Genomic DNA, 16,962 nt, shown 5'->3' with positions numbered 1-16,962 from the left:
AGCCTCCTTGGCTCTCAGCGCTTGGCGACACCCGCGGCGCGCGCCGCCGGACCGTTGTTGTGGACGATCTGCTGGATCAGCTGATCGGCTTCGGCCAGCTGGTGATCGTAGACATCGGTGCTGTAGCGCGGCTGGGACGGGGTGGTGGTGGGCAGGCGCGCGCCATCCTGGTCGTGCAGGTCGACGTCGACGATGGTCGACAGGCCGATGCGCAGCGGATGCTTGTCCAGGTTGTCGCCTTCGAGGCGAATACGGACCGGCAGGCGCTGGACGATCTTGATCCAGTTGCCGGTGGCGTTCTGCGCCGGCAGCAGCGAGAAGGCGCTGCCGGTGCCCACGCCGAGACTTTCCACCACGCCGCGATAGCGCACGTCGTCGCCGTAGAGATCGGAATGGATCTCCACCGGCTGGCCGATGCGCATCTCGGCCAGCTGGGTTTCCTTGAAGTTGGCGTCGATCCAGATCTGGTCCAGGGGCACTACGGCCATCAGCGCCGCGCCGGGCTGGACGCGGCTGCCGACCTGCACGGAGCGCTTGGCGACATAGCCGCTGACCGGCGCCACCAGGGTGCTGCGAGCGTGGTTGAGATAGGCCTGGCGCAGCTGGGCCGCGGCGGCCTTGACGTCCGGGTGGGAGGCGATCTCGGTGTCGTCCACCAGCGCCTGGTTGGTATCCAATTGCTGCTGGGCGGAGGTCAGGGAGCTTTGCGCCGCGACCAGGGTATCGCGGGCGTGGGCCAGCTCTTCCTTGGAGATGGCACCGCCCTTGGCCAGCTGCTGGCGCCGGGCGTAGTCGGCACGGGCGCGCTCGACCTCGACGCGGCGGGCGGCGACCTGGGCCTTGTAGCTGTCGACGTTGCTGTACAAGCCGCGCACCTGGCGCACGGTCTTGGCCAGGTTGGCCTCGGCGCTCTGCTGGGCCACGGCGGTGTCGCTCGGATCGAACTCCACCAGCGGCTGGCCCTGGCGGACGAAGTCGCCGTCGTCCACGGCGATGCGGGTCACGGTGCCGGTGACCTGGGGCGTGATCTGGACCAGGTTGCCATTGACGTAGGCGTCATCGGTACTGGCGTGGAAGCGCCCATAGAACAGGTGGTAGCAGTAGACCCCCACGCCCGCCAGGATCACCAGCAGCAGCAGGAGCAGCAGGAACAGCTTGCGTTTACCCGAGCGCTTCTTGGGCTGCTCCTGGGTATTGTCTTGGGCGGTTGCGGCGGAATCGGCCATGGTCGGGCTCTCGGTATCAGTGTGTGGCCGCGGCGGCGGGCGCCGGCGGCAGTTTGGACGGTTGGAAACCGCCACCCAGGGCTTGCATCAGCAGCACGCCGCTGTCGACGCGGTCGGCCTGGAGGCTGGCGAGCTGGCGCTCGGCCTGCAGCAGTTGCTGCTCGACGGTGAGGGCGTCGAGGTAGTTGCCGATGCCGGCGCCATAGCGCTGCATGGCGATGTCGAAGGAGCTCTTGGCGATGTCGCGCGCCCGTTGCTGCTCGACGATCTGCTGGTCCAGCGAGCGCTGGCGGGTGATGGCGTCGGCGATGTCGCCCAGCGCCTGCACAAGGGTCTGGTTGTACTGGGCCACCGCCAGGTCGTAGTCGGCGTCCCGGCTGGCGAGGTCGGCGCGGCGGCGCCCGCCGTCGAAGATCGGCAGCGACAGCGCCGGACCGACATTGAAGAAGCGCGCCGGGCTGCCGAACAGGGCGTCGCCAAGGATCGCCTTGCTGCCGGCGGCCACCGTCAGGTTCAGGTTGGGATAGAAGTTGGTCTTGCTCGCGACGATGTCCTTGCTCGCGGCTTCCACCCGCCAGCGGGCGGCGATCAGGTCTGGACGGCGGCCCGCCAGTTCGGCCGGCAGCTGGGCCGGCAGATTCACCGCGGCGGGGGCGATCAGCTTGGGCCGCGGGATCTCGGCGCCGCGGTCCGGGCCCTTGCCCAGCAGCACGGCGAGACGGATCTGGGCGCTGCGCACCTGCTGCTCGGCGGCGGTATGGGAGGCTGCCGCGCTGGCTTCCAGGCTTTGGGTCTGCTGCAGCTGGTAGTCGCTGTCCAGCCCGGCGTCCACCCGGCGCTGGGCCAGGTCGAGCATGCCGCGGGTCCGCTCCAGGTCCTGCTGGGCCACGTCCAGGTTGGCGTAGGCCAGGCCGAGCTGGTTGTAGGCGCGGCTGACGTTGGCGGCCAGGGTCAGGCGGGCGGCCTGGCGATCCACCTCGCCGGCGCGGGCGCGACCGAGGGCGGCTTCCCAGGCGGCGCGCTGGCCACCCCAGAGGTCGAAGCTGTAGCTACCGCTGACGTCGAATTGGCGCAGGGTGCTATAGCGGTCGCCCTGGCCGAGGGGGTCGTCCGGCCGCGCCAGGCGGGAGCGGGTCACGCCAGCGTTGGCGTCGATCTGCGGATAGCGGTCGGCGTCGGCGGCGAGCACCGCGGCATCGGCCTGGCGGCTGCGCGCATCGGCTTCCTGCAGCGAGGGGCTGTCACGCAGGGCCTCGCGGATCAGGTTGTCGAGTTGCGGATCGCCGAGGCGGGTCCACCAGTCGGCGCTCGGCCATTGGGCCGGCGAGAGACGGTCGTTGGCAAAGGTGGCCTCACCCTTGAGCGTCGCCGGATCCACGGCGTGCCCCTGGGTGTGCAGCCCCTCGGACGACACGCAGCCGGCCAGCAGCAGGGCGGCGCAGAGGGCGGTCAAAGGCAGGCGGAAGGTCATGGCTCAGAGGTCTCCAGAGGTCTCCGGCAGCAGGCCGGAGGGGCCGAGCAGTCGGCGTAGCAGGCGTTCGAGGTCATCCAGCTCCTGGCGATCCAGGCACTGGGTAAGGTCATTGAGGGCATCCACGCCGATCTGCATGAGTTCGCTGCTCAGCGCCTTGCCCGTGGCGGTCAGCTCCAGGCGCACCTGGCGGCGGTCGCTCAGGCTGCGCACGCGGCGCAGGAGGCCCTTGGCTTCCAGGCGATCGAGCATGCGGGTCATGGCGCCACTGTCGAGGGACAGGCAGCGGCTGAGTTCGGCCGGGGTATCGGTCAGATCACGGGCGAGCAGCAGCAGCACCTTGAACTGGGCAGCGGTGATGTCGTAGGGCACCAGGTGGCTGTCCAGCAGGCGATCCTTGTACTGGTTCGCCAGGTGGATCAGATGGCCCACGGAGTAGCGCAGTGGAAAGTTGCTACGGTCGAAATGTGACATTGCAGTATCTGCCCAGGCAATCAAGCGTATCCAGAATACTGCCTAGGCAGTGAAATATTCAGACATCATTGCGCAGGGCTGAGTTGCACATTCTGAAACAATTGGAAAAGTACGCTGGTCGCTCTTGTCCCGCACCGGCCTGGACGTCGATCATGGGCCGCTCTGTCCAGTCGAACCCCTCATGAACGCTTCCTTCGATCCAGACCGATTGCGCGGCGCCCTGGCGCCCCTGCACCGCGATCTCGCGCCCGCCGACGATCACCAGGCCTATCGCACCTTATACCGCCTCGCGGACCGTGGCGCCCGCCCGGAGGTGACGGTCGCCCTGGGCGTGCTGGCGGCAGGGGACTACCAGCTCGCGGTGCAGGCCTGGTGGCCACCGGCGCCGCGCGGCAGCGTGCTGCTGTTGCACGGCTACTACGATCACATGGGACTCTATGGCCATGTGGTGGACTGGGCGCTGTCGCGCCGGCTGGCGGTGCTGGCCTGCGACCTGCCCGGGCACGGCTTGTCGAGCGGCGCCCGCGCCAGCATCCGGGATTTCGCCGAATACCAGACTGCCCTGACGGCCCTGATCGCCGAGGCGCGGCGCCTGGACCTGCCCCGGCCCTGGCACCTGCTCGGCCAGAGCACCGGCGGCGCCATCCTGCTGGATTATCTGCTGAGGGGGGAGCCCGCGCCCGAGCTGGGCGAGACGGTATTGCTGGCTCCCCTGGTGCGGCCCCATGCCTGGCGCCAGGGCCTGTGGACCTATCGGCTGGTGAAGCCCTTCGTGCGCGCCTTGCCGCGGCGCTTCTCGGTGAACTCCGGCGATCCGGACTTTCTCGACTTCCTGCAGCGCGACGGGCTGCAGCCGCGGGAGCTACCCGCCCAGTGGGTGGGCGCCCTGGCGCGCTGGATTCCGCAAATCGAAGCCGCGCCGGTCAGTACCCGCAGCCCGCTGGTGATCCAGGGCGAACAGGACTTCACCGTGGACTGGCGACACAACCTGGGGATTCTGGACGCCAAGTTCGCCCGACCCGAGGTGCTGCGCCTGCCGGAGGCGCGGCACCATCTGGTCAACGAGACCGCAGTCCTGCGTCAGCGCTATTTTCGCTGGCTGGACGAGCGCCTGGCCTAGGACGGCCTACTGGCCGCCACCCCCCAGGGCGGCGCGCAGCGCGACCACGGCCGCCTGGTAGTAGGCAGTGCCATTGGCCGAGCTGGCGAAGTCGGCGAACTGGCCGAGTTCACTGTCGTTGAGGCTGCGGTAGACATAGAGCAGGGTGTTTTCCAGGTCGCCCGCGTTCATCTGCTGGATGAATCGCTGCCGCTGCTGCTCGATCATGCCACCGGATTGCTGCTGGCCCAGCAGGCCCGGCAGCATCGAACTCAGGCTGTCGGCGGCGAGGCCCGCCAGGGCCACGCTGACCTCGGCACCGGCTTCCCGGACCGGCAGGGCCGCGGCCAGGCGCTTGGCCTGGGCACGGCGCGCGGCGCTGGCCTGCTGCTGGGGTACGCCGTTGGCGTTCTTGGCCAGCTGGTCGCTACGGGTGGCGGCGATCTCCGCGGCGACCACCTTGCGGCCCACCGGCGACTGGAAGAATTGCAGTGCCGGACCGTCGGCGGGAAGGCTCTGGCGCAAGGCGGCCAGGGCGCGCTGGTCGATGGCGGCGGCCGTGTAACGCTTGTTGCTGTTGTCCACCAGGCTCTGGTAGAGCGCCGGCGGCAGGCTGTTCTGGTAGCGCTGCTGGGCGGCCTGCAGGGCGTCGCGGAAATGTCCCCGTTGCTCGGGCCAACCGGCGGCCTGATAGAGACTGACCGTGTCGTCGGCCAGGGCGGGCAGGCTGATGGCGAAGAGCAGGGAAGCGAACAGAACGCGCATGGACACCTCGGGCAGCGGCACGGAGCCGGAAAGTCCGCCATTGTCGGCAACCCCAGGCTGGCTGTCGAGGCGCTCATCCCGGGCATTCGTCGCCTGGTCAAGGCAGGCGCGCAGCCGTGGTCGACTTCTCTTACACTCGGCATCCCGCCGGCCACGCCCGGTCTTTCACGGTTTTCGCGATGGCTCTGCACCCCGAGCATCCCCTGCTGCAACGTATCGTCGAGGATCTCGCCGAGCACGGCTGGTCGCGGCAGAGCATCTTCCTGCCCCTGGACCTCACCGCCGAACTGGCCGCCGAGTGTCAGCGGCGCCATGCCCGTGGTGAACTCGAGCGCGCCGGCATCGGCCGCGGCGACAGTCCGTTGATCCGCGAGGGGGTGCGTGGCGATCACATCGCCTGGCTGGAGCCGGACGATGCCCACCCGGGCGTGCAGCGCTACCTGCAGCTCATGGATACCCTGCGCGAGGCCTTCAACCGGAGCCTGTTCCTGGGCTTGGAGGACTACGAGAGCCACTTCGCCCTCTATCCGCCCGGCGCCTTCTATGCCCGGCATCTGGATCGTTTCCGCGATGACGACCGGCGCATGGTCTCCCTGGTGCTCTATCTCAACGACGCCTGGTTACCGGAGCAGGGCGGCGAATTGCGTCTCTACCTCGACGGGCAGCGTCACCAGGACGTCCTGCCGCTGGGGGGTAGCCTGGTCTGCTTTCTCTCCGGCCAACTGCCCCACGAGGTGCTGCCCGCGACCCGCGAGCGGCTGTCACTGACCGGCTGGTTCCGTCGCCGGGGCGAGAATCCGCTGCAGGGTTAGGGCTAGAGTAGCGGGACTACCGGAGGAGCCATGGAAAAGATACTGGTGAGTCGCTGCCTGCTGGGGCACCGGGTGCGCTACGACGGCGGCGCCCATGGTCCCTTCGATCTGCTGGGCGTCTGGCAGGCCGCAGGGCGCATCGTGCCGCTCTGCCCGGAGGTGGCCGGTGGCCTGCCCACGCCGCGCCCGCCCGCGGAGATTCCTGGCGGTCAGGGCGGCGCCGTGCTGGATGGCCGAGTAGCGGTGGTGACCGCGGGTGGCGAAGACGTGACCGAGGCCTTCGTCGCCGGTGCCGAGGCGGCCCTCGAACTGATCGCACGGCACGGCATCCGCCTGGCGGTGCTCAAGGCGCGCAGTCCGTCCTGTGGCAATCTGGAAAACTACGATGGCAGCTTCAGCGGCACCCGGGTAGTGGGCGAGGGGGTCACGGCGGCGGCGTTGAAATGCGCCGGGGTCGCCGTCTTCAACGAGACCGAACTGGTCGAGGCGCAGCGTTTTCTCGCCGTGCTGGAAGACGACGCCTAGAGGGTCTCCGGCTGGCGGCCCAGCAGGCTCTGGAAATGCGCCTTCTGCACGAAGCAGCCCTTGGGAAAACGCCAGCCGACCAGCTCGCCAGGCCGCTTCTCGAGGTTCTGGGCAAAGACCGTGGCACCCATGGCACGGGCCAGGACGGCGTATTCGCGCAGCGGGACCTTAACGACAGGAACATCCGGGCTGATCATGGGCGCTCTGCTGGGTGGGTCGCCTACGCGCGCAACGACGCTCGCGGCGAGTCCACAGGTGACTTGCCAGGCTTATCGGCAACCCGCCGCGGAACTTCAGCCCCAGGATGAAATGAGCGCGGCTAATCCGCGGCTCGCGGCGTTTCCGGGAGGAACCAGTTCAGCAGCAGGGCGCAGAGGCCGCCGGTGGCGACGCCCGATTCCAGTACCGCGCGCAGGCCGGCCGGCAGGTGCGCGAGGAATTCCGGAACCTGGGAGATGCCCAGGCCGAGCGCCAGGGACACGGCGATGATCAGCAGCGCCCGGCGATCCAGTTCGACGCCGGCGAGGATGTTGATCCCCGAGGCGGCCACCGCGCCGAACATCACCATGGCCGCGCCGCCGAGCACCGGCTCGGGCACCGCCTGGATGACCCCGGCCACGGTCGGGAACAGCCCCAGCAGCACCAGGATGGCGGCGATCCACAGGCCGACGTGACGGCTGGCGATACCGGTCAGCTGGATCACCCCGTTGTTCTGCGCGAACACCGAGCTGGGAAAGGTGTTGAACAGGCCGGCCAGCAGCGAGTTGGCGCCATTGACCAGCACCCCGCCCTTGATCCGCTGCATCCACAGCGGGCCCTCCACCGGCTCGCGGGAGACCTTGCTGGTGGCGGTGATGTCGCCGATGGCTTCCAGGGAGGTCACCAGGTAGATGACCAGCAGCGGTACGAACAGCGACCAGGAAAAGCCCAGGCCGAAGTGCAGCGGCAGGGGGATCTGCACCCAGGCGGCTTCGTGCAGGCCGGTGAAGTTGAGCCGGCCCAGCCAGGCGGCCAGGGCATAGCCCAGCAGCAGGGCGACGACGATGGCACTGCTGCGCAGGCCACGTACGGGCAGGCGATTGACCACCACGATGGTCGCCAGCACGGTGCCCGACAGCAGCAGGTTCTCGCCGTTGGCGAAGGTGCCGTTGCCGAGGGCGGTGAAGCCACCGCCCATGCTGATCAGGCCGACCTTGATCAGCGTCAGGCCGATCATCAGCACCACGATGCCGGTCACCAGCGGGGTGATGAGGCGCTTGACGAAGGGCAGCACCCGCGACACCCCCATCTCGACGAAGGAGCCGGCCATGACCACGCCGAAGATGGCGGCCATCACCGCTTCCACCGGGGTGCCGTTCTTCACCATCAGGGCGCCACCGGCGATCAGCGGGCCGACGAAGTTGAAGCTGGTGCCCTGGACGATCAGCAACCCGGCGCCGAAGGGTCCGAAGCGCCGGCACTGGACGTAGGTGGCGATGCCGGAGATCACCAGCGACATGGAGACGATCAGGTTGGTGTCGCGCGGGGCGACACCCAGGGCCTGGCAGATCAGCAGGCCGGGGGTGACGATGGGGACGATGATCGCCAACAGGTGCTGGATGGCGGCCAGCAGGGCGATCAGCGGGCGCGGGCGGTCGGCAGGACCATAGAGCAATTCGGAGCGGGGAGACTGAGACATGGGCGGGTCGTCGCGGCAAAGCGCCGATCTTACCGGATGCCTGCCGCGCGGCGCAGGCCTTCGACCAGGACTGCCCGGGGACCGGGCGGCCGGCGGGTAGTCCTGGTACGGAGGCTGAGCCTTACAGGATGAAGCGGGCCACGTCCCGGTTGAGGTCGGCAGCATGATGCTGCAGGGAGCGCGATTGCCGTTCCGAATCCTCGGCGCCGCTGGCCAGGGTGTCGCCGAGTGCCTTGATGGTGATGACGTTGCGGGTGATTTCCTCGGTCACCGAAGTCTGCTCCTCGGCCGCCGTGGCGATCTGCAGCGACATCTCGGAGATGACCCCGGCGCTCTCGGCGATGGCCTCGAGGGCGCTGGAGGCCCGCTCCACATCGGCCACGCTGCGTTCGGCGATGGCCATGCTGCTGCCCATCCGCTGCACCGCCTGGCGGGTCATCTGCTGGAGCGTGCCGATGGTCTCGTTGATTTCCCGGGTCGACGCCTGGGTGCGCTGCGATAGCGTCCGCACCTCGTCGGCGACCACCGCGAAGCCGCGGCCATGCTCGCCGGCGCGGGCGGCCTCGATGGCTGCGTTCAGCGCCAGCAGGTTGGTCTGCTCGGCGATGCTCTGGATGCTGTCCAGCACCTTGGCGATGGATTGCGAGTGCTGGTCCAGTTCGCCGATCACCTGGGTGGCGTCATCCACTTCCCGGGCCAGGCTGGTGATGGAGGTTTTGCTGGTCTGCACCAGGCTCAGGCCCTGGGTAGTGCTGTCGGAGGATTGCCGGATAGCTGCGGCGGTCTGCTCGGCGTTGCGGGCGATCTCCTGGGTGGCGGAGGACATCTCCGTGACGGCCGTGGCGACCAGGGTAATTTCCTGTTGTAGGCGGCCCAGTTCCTGGGTGGCCGAGGCACTGCGCTGCAGGACCTTCTGCGATTCGGCGTCCACGTTCTCGGCATGCTGGCGCACGCCGCCGATCAGGCCATGCAGGCTGGCGACGAACTGGTTGAAGTGTCCCGCCAGCCCGCCGACCTCGTCGTGGCTCTGCACGGCGATCCGCCGGGTCAGGTCGCCCTGGCCATCGGCGATGACCTGCAGGCCCGCGGAGACTACGCCCAGCGGCCGGAGCAGGTAGCTGCAGAAGAGATTGATCAGCACCAGCGACACCCCCAGCACCGCCGCCAGGATGGCGACGCTGATCCACAGTTGCCGTTGCAGCGGCGCCATGAGCACCCCTTCGTCGACGATCATGATCAGGGTTTCGCCGTTGTGGTTCATGGGCGCCGCGTACAGGCGCTGGCCAGCCGCGGTCTCGACGTAGCTCTCGCCCGGCGCCTGGGCCAGGCCCTTGAGGGTGTCCGCACCCAGCAGCGGGTAGAGGTCGGTGATCGGCTTGGCCAGCAGGGCGGCGTCCTCATGCCCCAGCACGATGTTCTGGCCGTTGACCAGCACGGCGCTGCCGGCACCCGGCAATTGCACGCGCTTGAGCTGCTCGAGGATGTCGCGGATGCTCACGTCGGCGCCGAGGATGGCGGTCGTCTTGCCTGCCGATTGCAGGGCCCAGCCCAGCGACAGCACGTTCTGCTTGGTGGCCGCCGCCACCGTGGGGATGGAGAAGAACACCTGGCCGGGGTGCTGCAGCGCCTGCTGGTACCACAGCCATTTCCGCGGATCGTTGTTGTCCGGCGGCAGCTGGACGCCATTGGCGTTGACCTGGCTGCCGTCACCGCGGGCATAGAAGACGTTGTCGAAGCCACCCGACAGCTTGACCTGGTTGAGGCTGGCGGGAAGATTCGCCTCCTGGGTCTCCGGCGCCAGGGCGCCCAGGGCCGCGGCCTTGCCATCGAGCCACTGGCGGACGCCGCCGTTGAAGACGAAGCTGACCGTCTTCAGCTGCTCGACCGTGGAGGCCTCGAGGGCCGCGCGTGTGTTGAGAAAGTTGATGGTCGTCAGGCCGATACCCACGACCAGGACGGCTGCGGTGGCTGATAGCGAGAGTTTCTGTTTCAACGACAGGGCAGTGGGCATGAGGGGAGATCCATCGGGATGTTTGTTATCCCCCTGTATCGACAAAGGCGCGGAGTACCTTAAGCGCAGCGGTCATCCTGGCGAAGACGGACTCTTGCGCCCTGGCAACGCGCCAGGCAGGCGAGCAGATCGCGATAGTGCGACAGCCCCGGCTTGCCACCCAGGGAATAGCCACCATCGACCTGGCTTCCTACAGGCACCCTGGTTGCCCGTAGGAAGCTCTCGGCGAGCCGTTCAGCCGACGCCTTTGGACTAGGCCGCCACGGTCTGGGCCCCGGTCATCAGCGCCACGGCGTCGGCCATGGAATGCTCGCGCGGGTCGATCACCGTCAGCCGGCGGCCCAGCCGATGGATGTGGATGCGGTCGGCGATCTCGAACACATGGGGCATGTTGTGGGAGATCAGCACGATGGCGATGCCCCGCGCGCGCACGTCGAGGATCAGCTCCAGGACCTTGCGCGACTCCTTCACGCCAAGGGCGGCGGTGGGTTCGTCGAGGATGATCACCTTGGAGCCGAAGGCCGCCGCCCGGGCTACCGCCACGCCCTGGCGCTGGCCGCCGGACAGGGTTTCCACCGCCTGGTTGATGTTCTGGATGGTCATCAGCCCCAGCTCGGACAGCTTCTCCCGGGCGATGCGCTCCATGGCCTTGCGGTCCAGGGTCCGGCAGAGGCTGCCGAGCAGGCCCGGCTTGCGCAATTCGCGACCGAGGAAGAGGTTGTCGGCGATGGACAGCGCCGGCGACAGCGCCAGGTTCTGGTAGACCGTCTCGATGCCGGCGCGCCGTGCGGCGATGGGCGAGGCGAACTGGATCGGCTGGCCCTCGAAGCGGATCTCGCCCTCGTCCGGGCGCAGGGCGCCAGAGATGGCCTTGATCAGCGAGGACTTGCCGGCGCCGTTGTCGCCGATCACGGCGAGGATCTCGCCCGGCAGGAGGTCGAAGTCGGCATGGTCGAGGGCGGTGACGCGGCCATAGCGCTTCACCAGGCCACGGGCCATCAGCAGGGGTTCGGTAGTCATCAGCTGGCCGCCTTTCTGATCCATTGGTCGATAGCCACGGCCGCGATGATGAGCGTGCCGATCAGCAGATAGGTCCATTGCACGTCGGTGCCCAGCAGCCGCAGGCCGAGGGCGAAGACGCCGACGATCAGGGCGCCGAACAGCATGCCGAGGATGGAGCCGCGCCCCCCGAACAGGGAGATGCCGCCGATCACCACGGCGGTGATGGACTCGATGTTGGCGAACTGGCCGGCGGTAGGCGAGACCGAGCCGATCCGGCCGATCAGCACCCAGCCGGCGAAGGCGCAGATGAGTCCGGACAGCCCGTACACCGTGATCAGCATGCGCCTGACGTTGACCCCGGCCAGTGCCGCGGCCTCGGGATCATCGCCCACTGCATAGAGGTGCCGGCCCCAGGCGGTGTGGTTGAGCACGTACCAGAGCAGGGCGACCAGTGCCGCGAGAGCGATTACCCCATAGGTGAAGACGGCGCCGCCCAGGCGGAAATTCTCGCCGAAGACCTGCAGCAGTGGCGCCGTCGCGCCGATCTCCTGGGCGCGGATGGTCTCGTTGCGCGAATAGAGGAAGTTGGCCGCCAGGACGATCTGCCACATGCCCAGGGTAACGATGAAGGGCGGCAGCTTGATGCGGGCGATCAGCCAGCCGTTGACCATCCCGCACAGGGTGCCCACCGCCAGGCCGCAGAGGATCGACAGCTCCACCGGCAGGCCGTAGCGGAAGGTGAACTGGCCCATGACCACCGAGGACAGCACCATGATGGCACCCACCGAGAGGTCGATGCCGGCGGTGATGATCACCAGCGTCTGGGCGGCGCCGACGATGCCGGTGATGGCGACCTGCTGCAGGATCAGGGTCAGGGTGAAGGCGGAAAAGAACTTGCCACCCAGCAGCACGCCGAAGATGCCCAGCGACAGCAGCAGAACCAGCAGCGACACCGCCGAGGGGCGCGAATGCAGGAAGTGACGGAATCGGAGCAGGGCGCTGCGCTCGTCACGGGTGAAGGAGGCCACCTCCGTGGCGCTGTGCTTGAGCACCTGCTCGAACGGCTGGCCGGACGGGGAGGGCGAGGTCGGATCGCTCATGGCAATCTCCTGAGAGCGGGAAAGCGGCCGAGAGGCGATCGCCCGCGCCGGCGCCAATGGCGCTCAAGCGGGGGCGATCCCTCTGCTCTAGCCTAGACGAGAGGGCATCAGCCCCAGCATTTCTGCAGGGCGGCCTTGCTGTCGAGGGACTGGATACCCGGCACCGGCTTGTCGGTCACCAGCTTCACCCCGGTGTCGACGAAGTTCTTGCCTTCGGTGGGGGTCGGTTTCTTGCCGGTATCGGCGAACGTCTTGATCGCCTCGATGCCCAGCGCGGCCATCTGCAGCGGGTACTGCTGGGAGGTGGCGCCGATGACGCCGTCCGCCACGTTGTGCACGCCCGGGCAGCCCCCGTCGATGGACACGATCAGCACGTCCTTCTCGCGACCCACGGCCTTGAGCGCCTCGTAGGCCCCGGCGGCGGCCGGTTCGTTGATGGTGTGCACCACGTTGATGGTCGGATCCTTCTGCAGTAGATTCTCCATCGCCGCGCGACCGCCTTCTTCGTTGCCGTTGGTCACGTCGTGGCCGACGATGCGTGGATCGGTCTCGTCGCCGATGCGACTCTGGTCCTTGGGATCGATACCGAAGCCGAGCATGAAGCCCTGGTCGCGCAGGACGTCCACCGACGGCTGGGAGGCGTTCAGGTCGAGGAAGGCCACCCGGGCGTCCTTGGCCTTGTCGCCCAGGGTCTCCTTCGCCCACTGGCCGATCAGCTTGCCGGCCAGCAGATTGTCGGTGGCGAAGGTCATGTCGGCGGCGCTCACCGGATCCAGCGGGGTATCCAGGGCGATCACCAGCAGGCCGGCTTCGCGGGCCTTCTGCAGGTTCGGCACGATGCCCTTAGTGTCCGAGGCGGTGATGAGGATGCCCTTGGCGCCATCGGCGATGCAGGTCTCGATGGCGGCCACCTGGCTTTCACTGTCGCCGTCGATCTTGCCGGCATAGGCCTTGAGCGTCACCCCCAGCTCCTTGGCCTTGGCGGTGGCTCCTTCCTTCATTTTGACGAAGAAGGGGTTGGTGTCGGTCTTGGTGATGAGGCAGGCGGAGACGGGAGCGGCCTGGGCGGTGCCACTGGCCAGAGCGGCGGCCAACAGGCAACCGGCGAAGGAGGCGAGGGAGACGGTTCTTTTCATTGTTGTGCGCTCGGATTCAGAGACAGGAAGGCGACCGGCAGTGCGCCGGTCGCGGTGGAGCTGTTACCACCACTGCTCGACTTGGAAGCCGATGTTGGAGCCATGCAGGTCGCTACCGAAGTTACCGGTGCTCGACAGGGACGAACCCGGATCGAACTCGTCAGCGGCGTTCTGCGCAGCCCGGTTCCAGACAGCATAGGTGTAGAACAGGCGGAATTCCGGTCGGGTCTTGAATTCCGGTCCCTTGGGCGACCAGGTCGGCGCCAGGGTCAGCTTGGTCAGCTTGCGGGTGCCGCCAGGGGCTTCCACCTGGTCATGGCCCAGTTCGGTGGAGAACTTGAACTGGTCGGTGATGCCGTAGACCAGACGGCCACCCAGCGAGGTCCAGCGCAGGTCGTTGCCATTGGGACGTTCGTCCTTCTGGTACACCGCGGCGATCTGGCCACCCCAGTAGCGACTGATCTGCCAGTCGAAGTAGTCGACCACGCGATAGGAGACGTCGGCGCTGCTCAGGGTGGGATCGCCGGTGCTGCCCAGGGCGGTGCCCGGGCCCTGGCCGCGCTGCACGGCGAAGGTGTTCACGCCACCCCAGCCCATGAAGTTGGCCTGCTTGTGCTGCAGCGTCACCGCCACGCCGCTGTTGGCGTTGGGCTGGTTACTGGGCTTGTCCAGGTAGCTGACGCCGATCTCCAGCGAGCCATTGGGATTGGTGTTGAAGCCGGCGACGTTGAAGTCGATGCGGTTCTGGAAGTCCTTCTGGTTCTGGTTGTCCTTGCGCGAGAAGGCCAGGCTGTACTTGAGACCGCCAATGTTGACGTCCTCGATACCGCCGCCGGTGGCGCTCTGGTTCCAGTAGAAGAAGTCGGAGATGTGGATGTCGTTACGCTTGTAGTAACGGCGACCGGCCCAGAGGTTACCGCCATTCAGGGCAGCGATGTTGTTCCAGTAGGCATAGGCCTGGACCGCGCGGATCTGGCCGTTGTCGCCATGGAAGGTTGGGGTGCGGTCGTACTGGTTGTAGAGGCTGGCCATGCCGTAGACGCCCACGGCGGAGCCATCGTCCAGCGAGAAGACATCCTGCTTGGCCGCGAACTCACCGTACTGCTCGCACTCGTTGCCCAGGCGGTACTTGGACTGGGCGCCTTGGAGCTTGAAGCAGCGCATGGAGCCGGAGCCGGAAGAATCGCCGAGGCCGGCACGGAAGTAACCGGTGGTTTCGAAGGCTTGTGCAGCGGGGATCAGGAGGAGAGTGCTCACCAAGGATGCGACCGAAACCCTGGCCAGGGGGATAGCCTTTTTCTTCTTCATTTATGTTCCCTAATTATTGTTGTTGTGTAACGCGATGCCTGGTTCACACCTGATCCGCCGTGCTCCAGCGAAAGATCAACTTAGGTGTGACCATTGCGGCCTTACCTGACTACAAACTTATCGCTGAATCAATTCAGCGGCAGACGGAGGGTAGCCTTTGATCACTCAACGGCCTAGCGTCTCGTTTCGGGTCGATTGTGAGCTGAATCACAGGTCGCGCTTCTGCAAAAATAGCAAGCCAAGCAACGGTAGAACCGCTCTGGAATGGGCATCGTGGCGGGAGGGCTGAAGCTTAGCGAAGGGCAGGGGAAGCGGCAAAGAGGGGGCGGGGCGAAAGGCCCGAGATAGACCGGCAGGCGCCTATGGGGGAGGGTAAAGTGGAGCAGCCGGGCGACGGCAGACGCCATCGCCCGGCAGGAGCGGTCAGCCCAGCAGCGCCTTGTCGCGCACGCCGCCCTTGTCGGCACTGGTGGCCAGCAGGGCATAGGCCTTGAGTGCGGTGGTCACCCGGCGGGCGCGGGGTTGGGCCGGTTTCCAGCCCAGCTTGTCCTGCTCGATACGGCGATGGGACAGTTCTTCAGCGCTCACCAGCAGGTTGATGCTGCGCTGGGGAATGTCGATGAGCACCTTGTCGCCATCGCGCACCAGGCCGATGGCGCCACCCGCGGCCGCTTCCGGCGACGCGTGGCCGATGGACAGGCCCGAGGTACCGCCGGAGAAGCGCCCGTCGGTGAGCAGGGCGCACTGCTTGCCCAGGCCCTTGGACTTCAGGTAGCTGGTGGGATAGAGCATCTCCTGCATGCCCGGGCCGCCCTTGGGGCCTTCGTAGCGGATGATGACGATGTCACCGGCCTTCACCTCGTCGGCGAGGATGCCGCGCACGGCGGCGTCCTGGCTTTCGAATACCTTGGCATTGCCCTCGAACACATGGATGGACTCATCCACGCCGGCGGTCTTCACCACGCAGCCGTCCAGGGCGATGTTGCCGTAGAGCACGGCCAGACCGCCTTCCTGGGAGTAGGCGTGCTCCACGCTGCGGATGCAGCCTTCGGCACGGTCGTCATCCAGGCTGTCATAGCGGGTGGCCTGGCTGAAGGCTTCCTGGGTCGGGATACCGGCCGGACCGGCGCGGAAGAAGGTCTTCACCGCCTCGTCCTGGGTCAGGGTGATGTCCCACTGCTCGATGGCTTCGCCCAGGGTGCGGCTGTGCACGGTGGGCAGGTCGGTGTGGAGCAGACCACCCCGGGCCAGCTCGCCGAGGATGCTGAAGATGCCACCGGCCCGGTGTACGTCTTCCATATGGTACTTCTGGATGTTCGGCGCCACCTTGCACAGCTGCGGCACCCTGCGCGACAGGGCATCGATGTTGCGCAGGTCGAAGTCCACCTCGGCTTCCTGGGCCGCGGCCAGCAGGTGCAGGATGGTGTTGGTCGAGCCGCCCATGGCGATGTCCAGGGTCATGGCGTTCTCGAACGCCGCATAGCAGGCGATATTGCGCGGCAGGGCCGACTCGTCGTTCTCCTGGTAATAGCGGCGGCACAGGTCGACGATGGTGCGGCCGGCCTGCAGGAAGAGTTCCTTGCGGTCGGCGTGGGTGGCCAGGGTCGAGCCGTTGCCCGGCAGGGCCAGGCCCAGGGCTTCGGTCAGGCAGTTCATCGAGTTGGCGGTGAACATGCCGGAGCAGCTGCCACAGGTGGGGCAGGCGCTGCGCTCGTATTCGGCGACCTTCTCGTCGCTGGCCGAACTGTCGGCGGCGATGACCATGGCGTCCACCAGGTCCAGGCCGTGGCTGGCCAGCTTGGTCTTGCCGGCTTCCATGGGGCCGCCGGAGACGAAGACCACCGGGATGTTCAGGCGCAGCGCGGCCATCAGCATGCCGGGGGTAATCTTGTCGCAGTTGGAGATGCACACCAGGGCATCGGCGCAGTGGGCATTGACCATATACTCCACGGCGTCGGCGATGATCTCGCGACTCGGCAGCGAATAGAGCATGCCGTCGTGGCCCATGGCGATGCCGTCGTCCACGGCAATGGTGTTGAATTCCTTGGCCACGCCGCCGACCCGCTCGATCTCGCGGGCGACCAGTTGGCCGAGGTCCTTGAGGTGGACATGGCCCGGTACGAACTGGGTGAAGGAGTTGGCGATGGCGATGATCGGCTTCTTGAAGTCTTCGTCCTTCATCCCGGTGGCGCGCCAGAGCGCCCGGGCGCCAGCCATGTTGCGACCCTGGGTGGAGGTTTTCGAGCGATAGTCAGGCATGAAGCGGCTCTCCGAGGCGGCTTTCTAGGTCACGGTTCTGCTCATCGTGAGCGCAGGCGAGGCACGGTGCAAACGCGGAGTGACGAATGCCGGGCC

At 67.3% G+C, this 16,962-nt stretch carries 15 protein-coding genes; 3 read left to right on the top strand and 12 right to left on the bottom strand.

The genetic code is table 11. The features are described from left to right. Positions 1-14: 14 nt before the first annotated feature. The 3 genes from ACYJP6_RS23080 to ACYJP6_RS23070 are packed head-to-tail and all read right to left on the bottom strand — an operon-like array spanning position 15 to position 3,171. Positions 15-1,226, bottom strand: a complete 1,212-nt coding sequence (locus ACYJP6_RS23080; protein WP_459478226.1) for an efflux RND transporter periplasmic adaptor subunit — start codon at positions 1,224-1,226, stop codon at positions 15-17. Positions 1,227-1,242: 16 nt separating this feature from the next. Further along, positions 1,243-2,697, bottom strand: coding sequence for an efflux transporter outer membrane subunit (locus ACYJP6_RS23075; RefSeq protein ID WP_459478224.1), 1,455 nt, complete (start codon positions 2,695-2,697; stop codon positions 1,243-1,245). A 3-nt stretch (positions 2,698-2,700) separates the two neighbouring features. After that, positions 2,701-3,171, bottom strand: coding sequence for a MarR family transcriptional regulator (locus tag ACYJP6_RS23070; protein WP_459478222.1), 471 nt, complete (start codon positions 3,169-3,171; stop codon positions 2,701-2,703). A 181-nt stretch (positions 3,172-3,352) separates the two neighbouring features. On the opposite strand from ACYJP6_RS23070, the gene bipL reads away from it, so the two are divergent. After that, positions 3,353-4,291 carry a phospholipase BipL gene (bipL, locus tag ACYJP6_RS23065; protein WP_459478220.1) on the top strand — a complete coding sequence of 313 codons (939 nt, stop codon included), beginning with the start codon at positions 3,353-3,355 and terminating at the stop codon, positions 4,289-4,291. Positions 4,292-4,297: 6 nt separating this feature from the next. Here bipL and ACYJP6_RS23060 read toward each other — a convergent pair whose 3' ends face one another. After that, positions 4,298-5,035: a DUF2059 domain-containing protein gene (locus ACYJP6_RS23060; protein ID WP_459478218.1), complete on the bottom strand. Its 738-nt coding sequence runs from the start codon at positions 5,033-5,035 to the stop codon at positions 4,298-4,300. 179 nt (positions 5,036-5,214) lie between these two features. Between ACYJP6_RS23060 and ACYJP6_RS23055 the strand changes: the two genes are divergently transcribed. Further along, positions 5,215-5,847, top strand: coding sequence for a 2OG-Fe(II) oxygenase (locus ACYJP6_RS23055; protein ID WP_459478216.1), 633 nt, complete (start codon positions 5,215-5,217; stop codon positions 5,845-5,847). A gap of 30 nt (positions 5,848-5,877) precedes the next feature. Continuing rightward, entirely contained in the window at positions 5,878-6,372 is a 495-nt protein-coding gene (locus ACYJP6_RS23050) for a 2-thiouracil desulfurase family protein (protein WP_459478214.1), read from the top strand. Here ACYJP6_RS23050 and ACYJP6_RS23045 read toward each other — a convergent pair. The 8 genes from ACYJP6_RS23045 to ilvD form a co-directional block, all read right to left on the bottom strand. Then, on the bottom strand, positions 6,369-6,569 hold the full coding sequence (locus ACYJP6_RS23045) for a hypothetical protein (RefSeq protein WP_273806466.1): 201 nt from the start codon (positions 6,567-6,569) through the stop codon (positions 6,369-6,371). The genes ACYJP6_RS23050 and ACYJP6_RS23045 overlap by 4 nt on opposite strands. Before the next feature lie 122 nt (positions 6,570-6,691). Next, the gene (locus ACYJP6_RS23040) at positions 6,692-8,050 is read right to left on the bottom strand and encodes a nucleobase:cation symporter-2 family protein (RefSeq protein ID WP_459478212.1); all 1,359 of its coding nucleotides are present in this window, start codon (positions 8,048-8,050) and stop codon (positions 6,692-6,694) included. Between the two features lie 121 nt (positions 8,051-8,171). After that, positions 8,172-10,061: a methyl-accepting chemotaxis protein gene (locus tag ACYJP6_RS23035; RefSeq protein ID WP_459478210.1), complete on the bottom strand. Its 1,890-nt coding sequence runs from the start codon at positions 10,059-10,061 to the stop codon at positions 8,172-8,174. A 252-nt stretch (positions 10,062-10,313) separates the two neighbouring features. After that, entirely contained in the window at positions 10,314-11,081 is a 768-nt protein-coding gene (locus ACYJP6_RS23030) for an ATP-binding cassette domain-containing protein (protein WP_459478208.1), read from the bottom strand. Next, on the bottom strand, positions 11,081-12,163 hold the full coding sequence (locus ACYJP6_RS23025; protein WP_459478206.1) for an ABC transporter permease: 1,083 nt from the start codon (positions 12,161-12,163) through the stop codon (positions 11,081-11,083). The genes ACYJP6_RS23030 and ACYJP6_RS23025 overlap by 1 nt, the downstream gene beginning before the upstream one ends. A 107-nt stretch (positions 12,164-12,270) precedes the next feature. After that, positions 12,271-13,299: a substrate-binding domain-containing protein gene (locus ACYJP6_RS23020; RefSeq protein WP_459478204.1), complete on the bottom strand. Its 1,029-nt coding sequence runs from the start codon at positions 13,297-13,299 to the stop codon at positions 12,271-12,273. A 63-nt stretch (positions 13,300-13,362) separates the two neighbouring features. Further along, positions 13,363-14,607, bottom strand: a complete 1,245-nt coding sequence (locus ACYJP6_RS23015) for a carbohydrate porin (protein WP_459478202.1) — start codon at positions 14,605-14,607, stop codon at positions 13,363-13,365. A gap of 423 nt (positions 14,608-15,030) precedes the next feature. Beyond that, positions 15,031-16,866 carry a dihydroxy-acid dehydratase gene (ilvD, locus tag ACYJP6_RS23010; protein WP_459478200.1) on the bottom strand — a complete coding sequence of 612 codons (1,836 nt, stop codon included), beginning with the start codon at positions 16,864-16,866 and terminating at the stop codon, positions 15,031-15,033. Positions 16,867-16,962 lie beyond the last annotated feature (96 nt).

This window comes from Pseudomonas sp. No.117, assembly GCF_054558395.1.
The sequence above is the reverse complement of the archived record's forward strand: the minus strand, read 5'-3'. Positions and strand labels throughout refer to the sequence as shown.

Coding starts and splice junctions, on each gene's coding strand:
- ACYJP6_RS23060 (WP_459478218.1), bottom strand. CDS start 5,035: ATGCGCGTTCTGTTCGCTTCCCTGCTCTTCGCCATCAGCCTGCCCGCC.
- ilvD (WP_459478200.1), bottom strand. CDS start 16,866: ATGCCTGACTATCGCTCGAAAACCTCCACCCAGGGTCGCAACATGGCT.
- ACYJP6_RS23055 (WP_459478216.1), top strand. CDS start 5,215: ATGGCTCTGCACCCCGAGCATCCCCTGCTGCAACGTATCGTCGAGGAT.
- ACYJP6_RS23035 (WP_459478210.1), bottom strand. CDS start 10,061: ATGCCCACTGCCCTGTCGTTGAAACAGAAACTCTCGCTATCAGCCACC.
- ACYJP6_RS23045 (WP_273806466.1), bottom strand. CDS start 6,569: ATGATCAGCCCGGATGTTCCTGTCGTTAAGGTCCCGCTGCGCGAATAC.
- ACYJP6_RS23075 (WP_459478224.1), bottom strand. CDS start 2,697: ATGACCTTCCGCCTGCCTTTGACCGCCCTCTGCGCCGCCCTGCTGCTG.
- ACYJP6_RS23020 (WP_459478204.1), bottom strand. CDS start 13,299: ATGAAAAGAACCGTCTCCCTCGCCTCCTTCGCCGGTTGCCTGTTGGCC.
- ACYJP6_RS23030 (WP_459478208.1), bottom strand. CDS start 11,081: ATGACTACCGAACCCCTGCTGATGGCCCGTGGCCTGGTGAAGCGCTAT.
- ACYJP6_RS23015 (WP_459478202.1), bottom strand. CDS start 14,607: ATGAAGAAGAAAAAGGCTATCCCCCTGGCCAGGGTTTCGGTCGCATCC.
- ACYJP6_RS23070 (WP_459478222.1), bottom strand. CDS start 3,171: ATGTCACATTTCGACCGTAGCAACTTTCCACTGCGCTACTCCGTGGGC.
- ACYJP6_RS23040 (WP_459478212.1), bottom strand. CDS start 8,050: ATGTCTCAGTCTCCCCGCTCCGAATTGCTCTATGGTCCTGCCGACCGC.
- ACYJP6_RS23025 (WP_459478206.1), bottom strand. CDS start 12,163: ATGAGCGATCCGACCTCGCCCTCCCCGTCCGGCCAGCCGTTCGAGCAG.
- ACYJP6_RS23050 (WP_459478214.1), top strand. CDS start 5,878: ATGGAAAAGATACTGGTGAGTCGCTGCCTGCTGGGGCACCGGGTGCGC.
- bipL (WP_459478220.1), top strand. CDS start 3,353: ATGAACGCTTCCTTCGATCCAGACCGATTGCGCGGCGCCCTGGCGCCC.
- ACYJP6_RS23080 (WP_459478226.1), bottom strand. CDS start 1,226: ATGGCCGATTCCGCCGCAACCGCCCAAGACAATACCCAGGAGCAGCCC.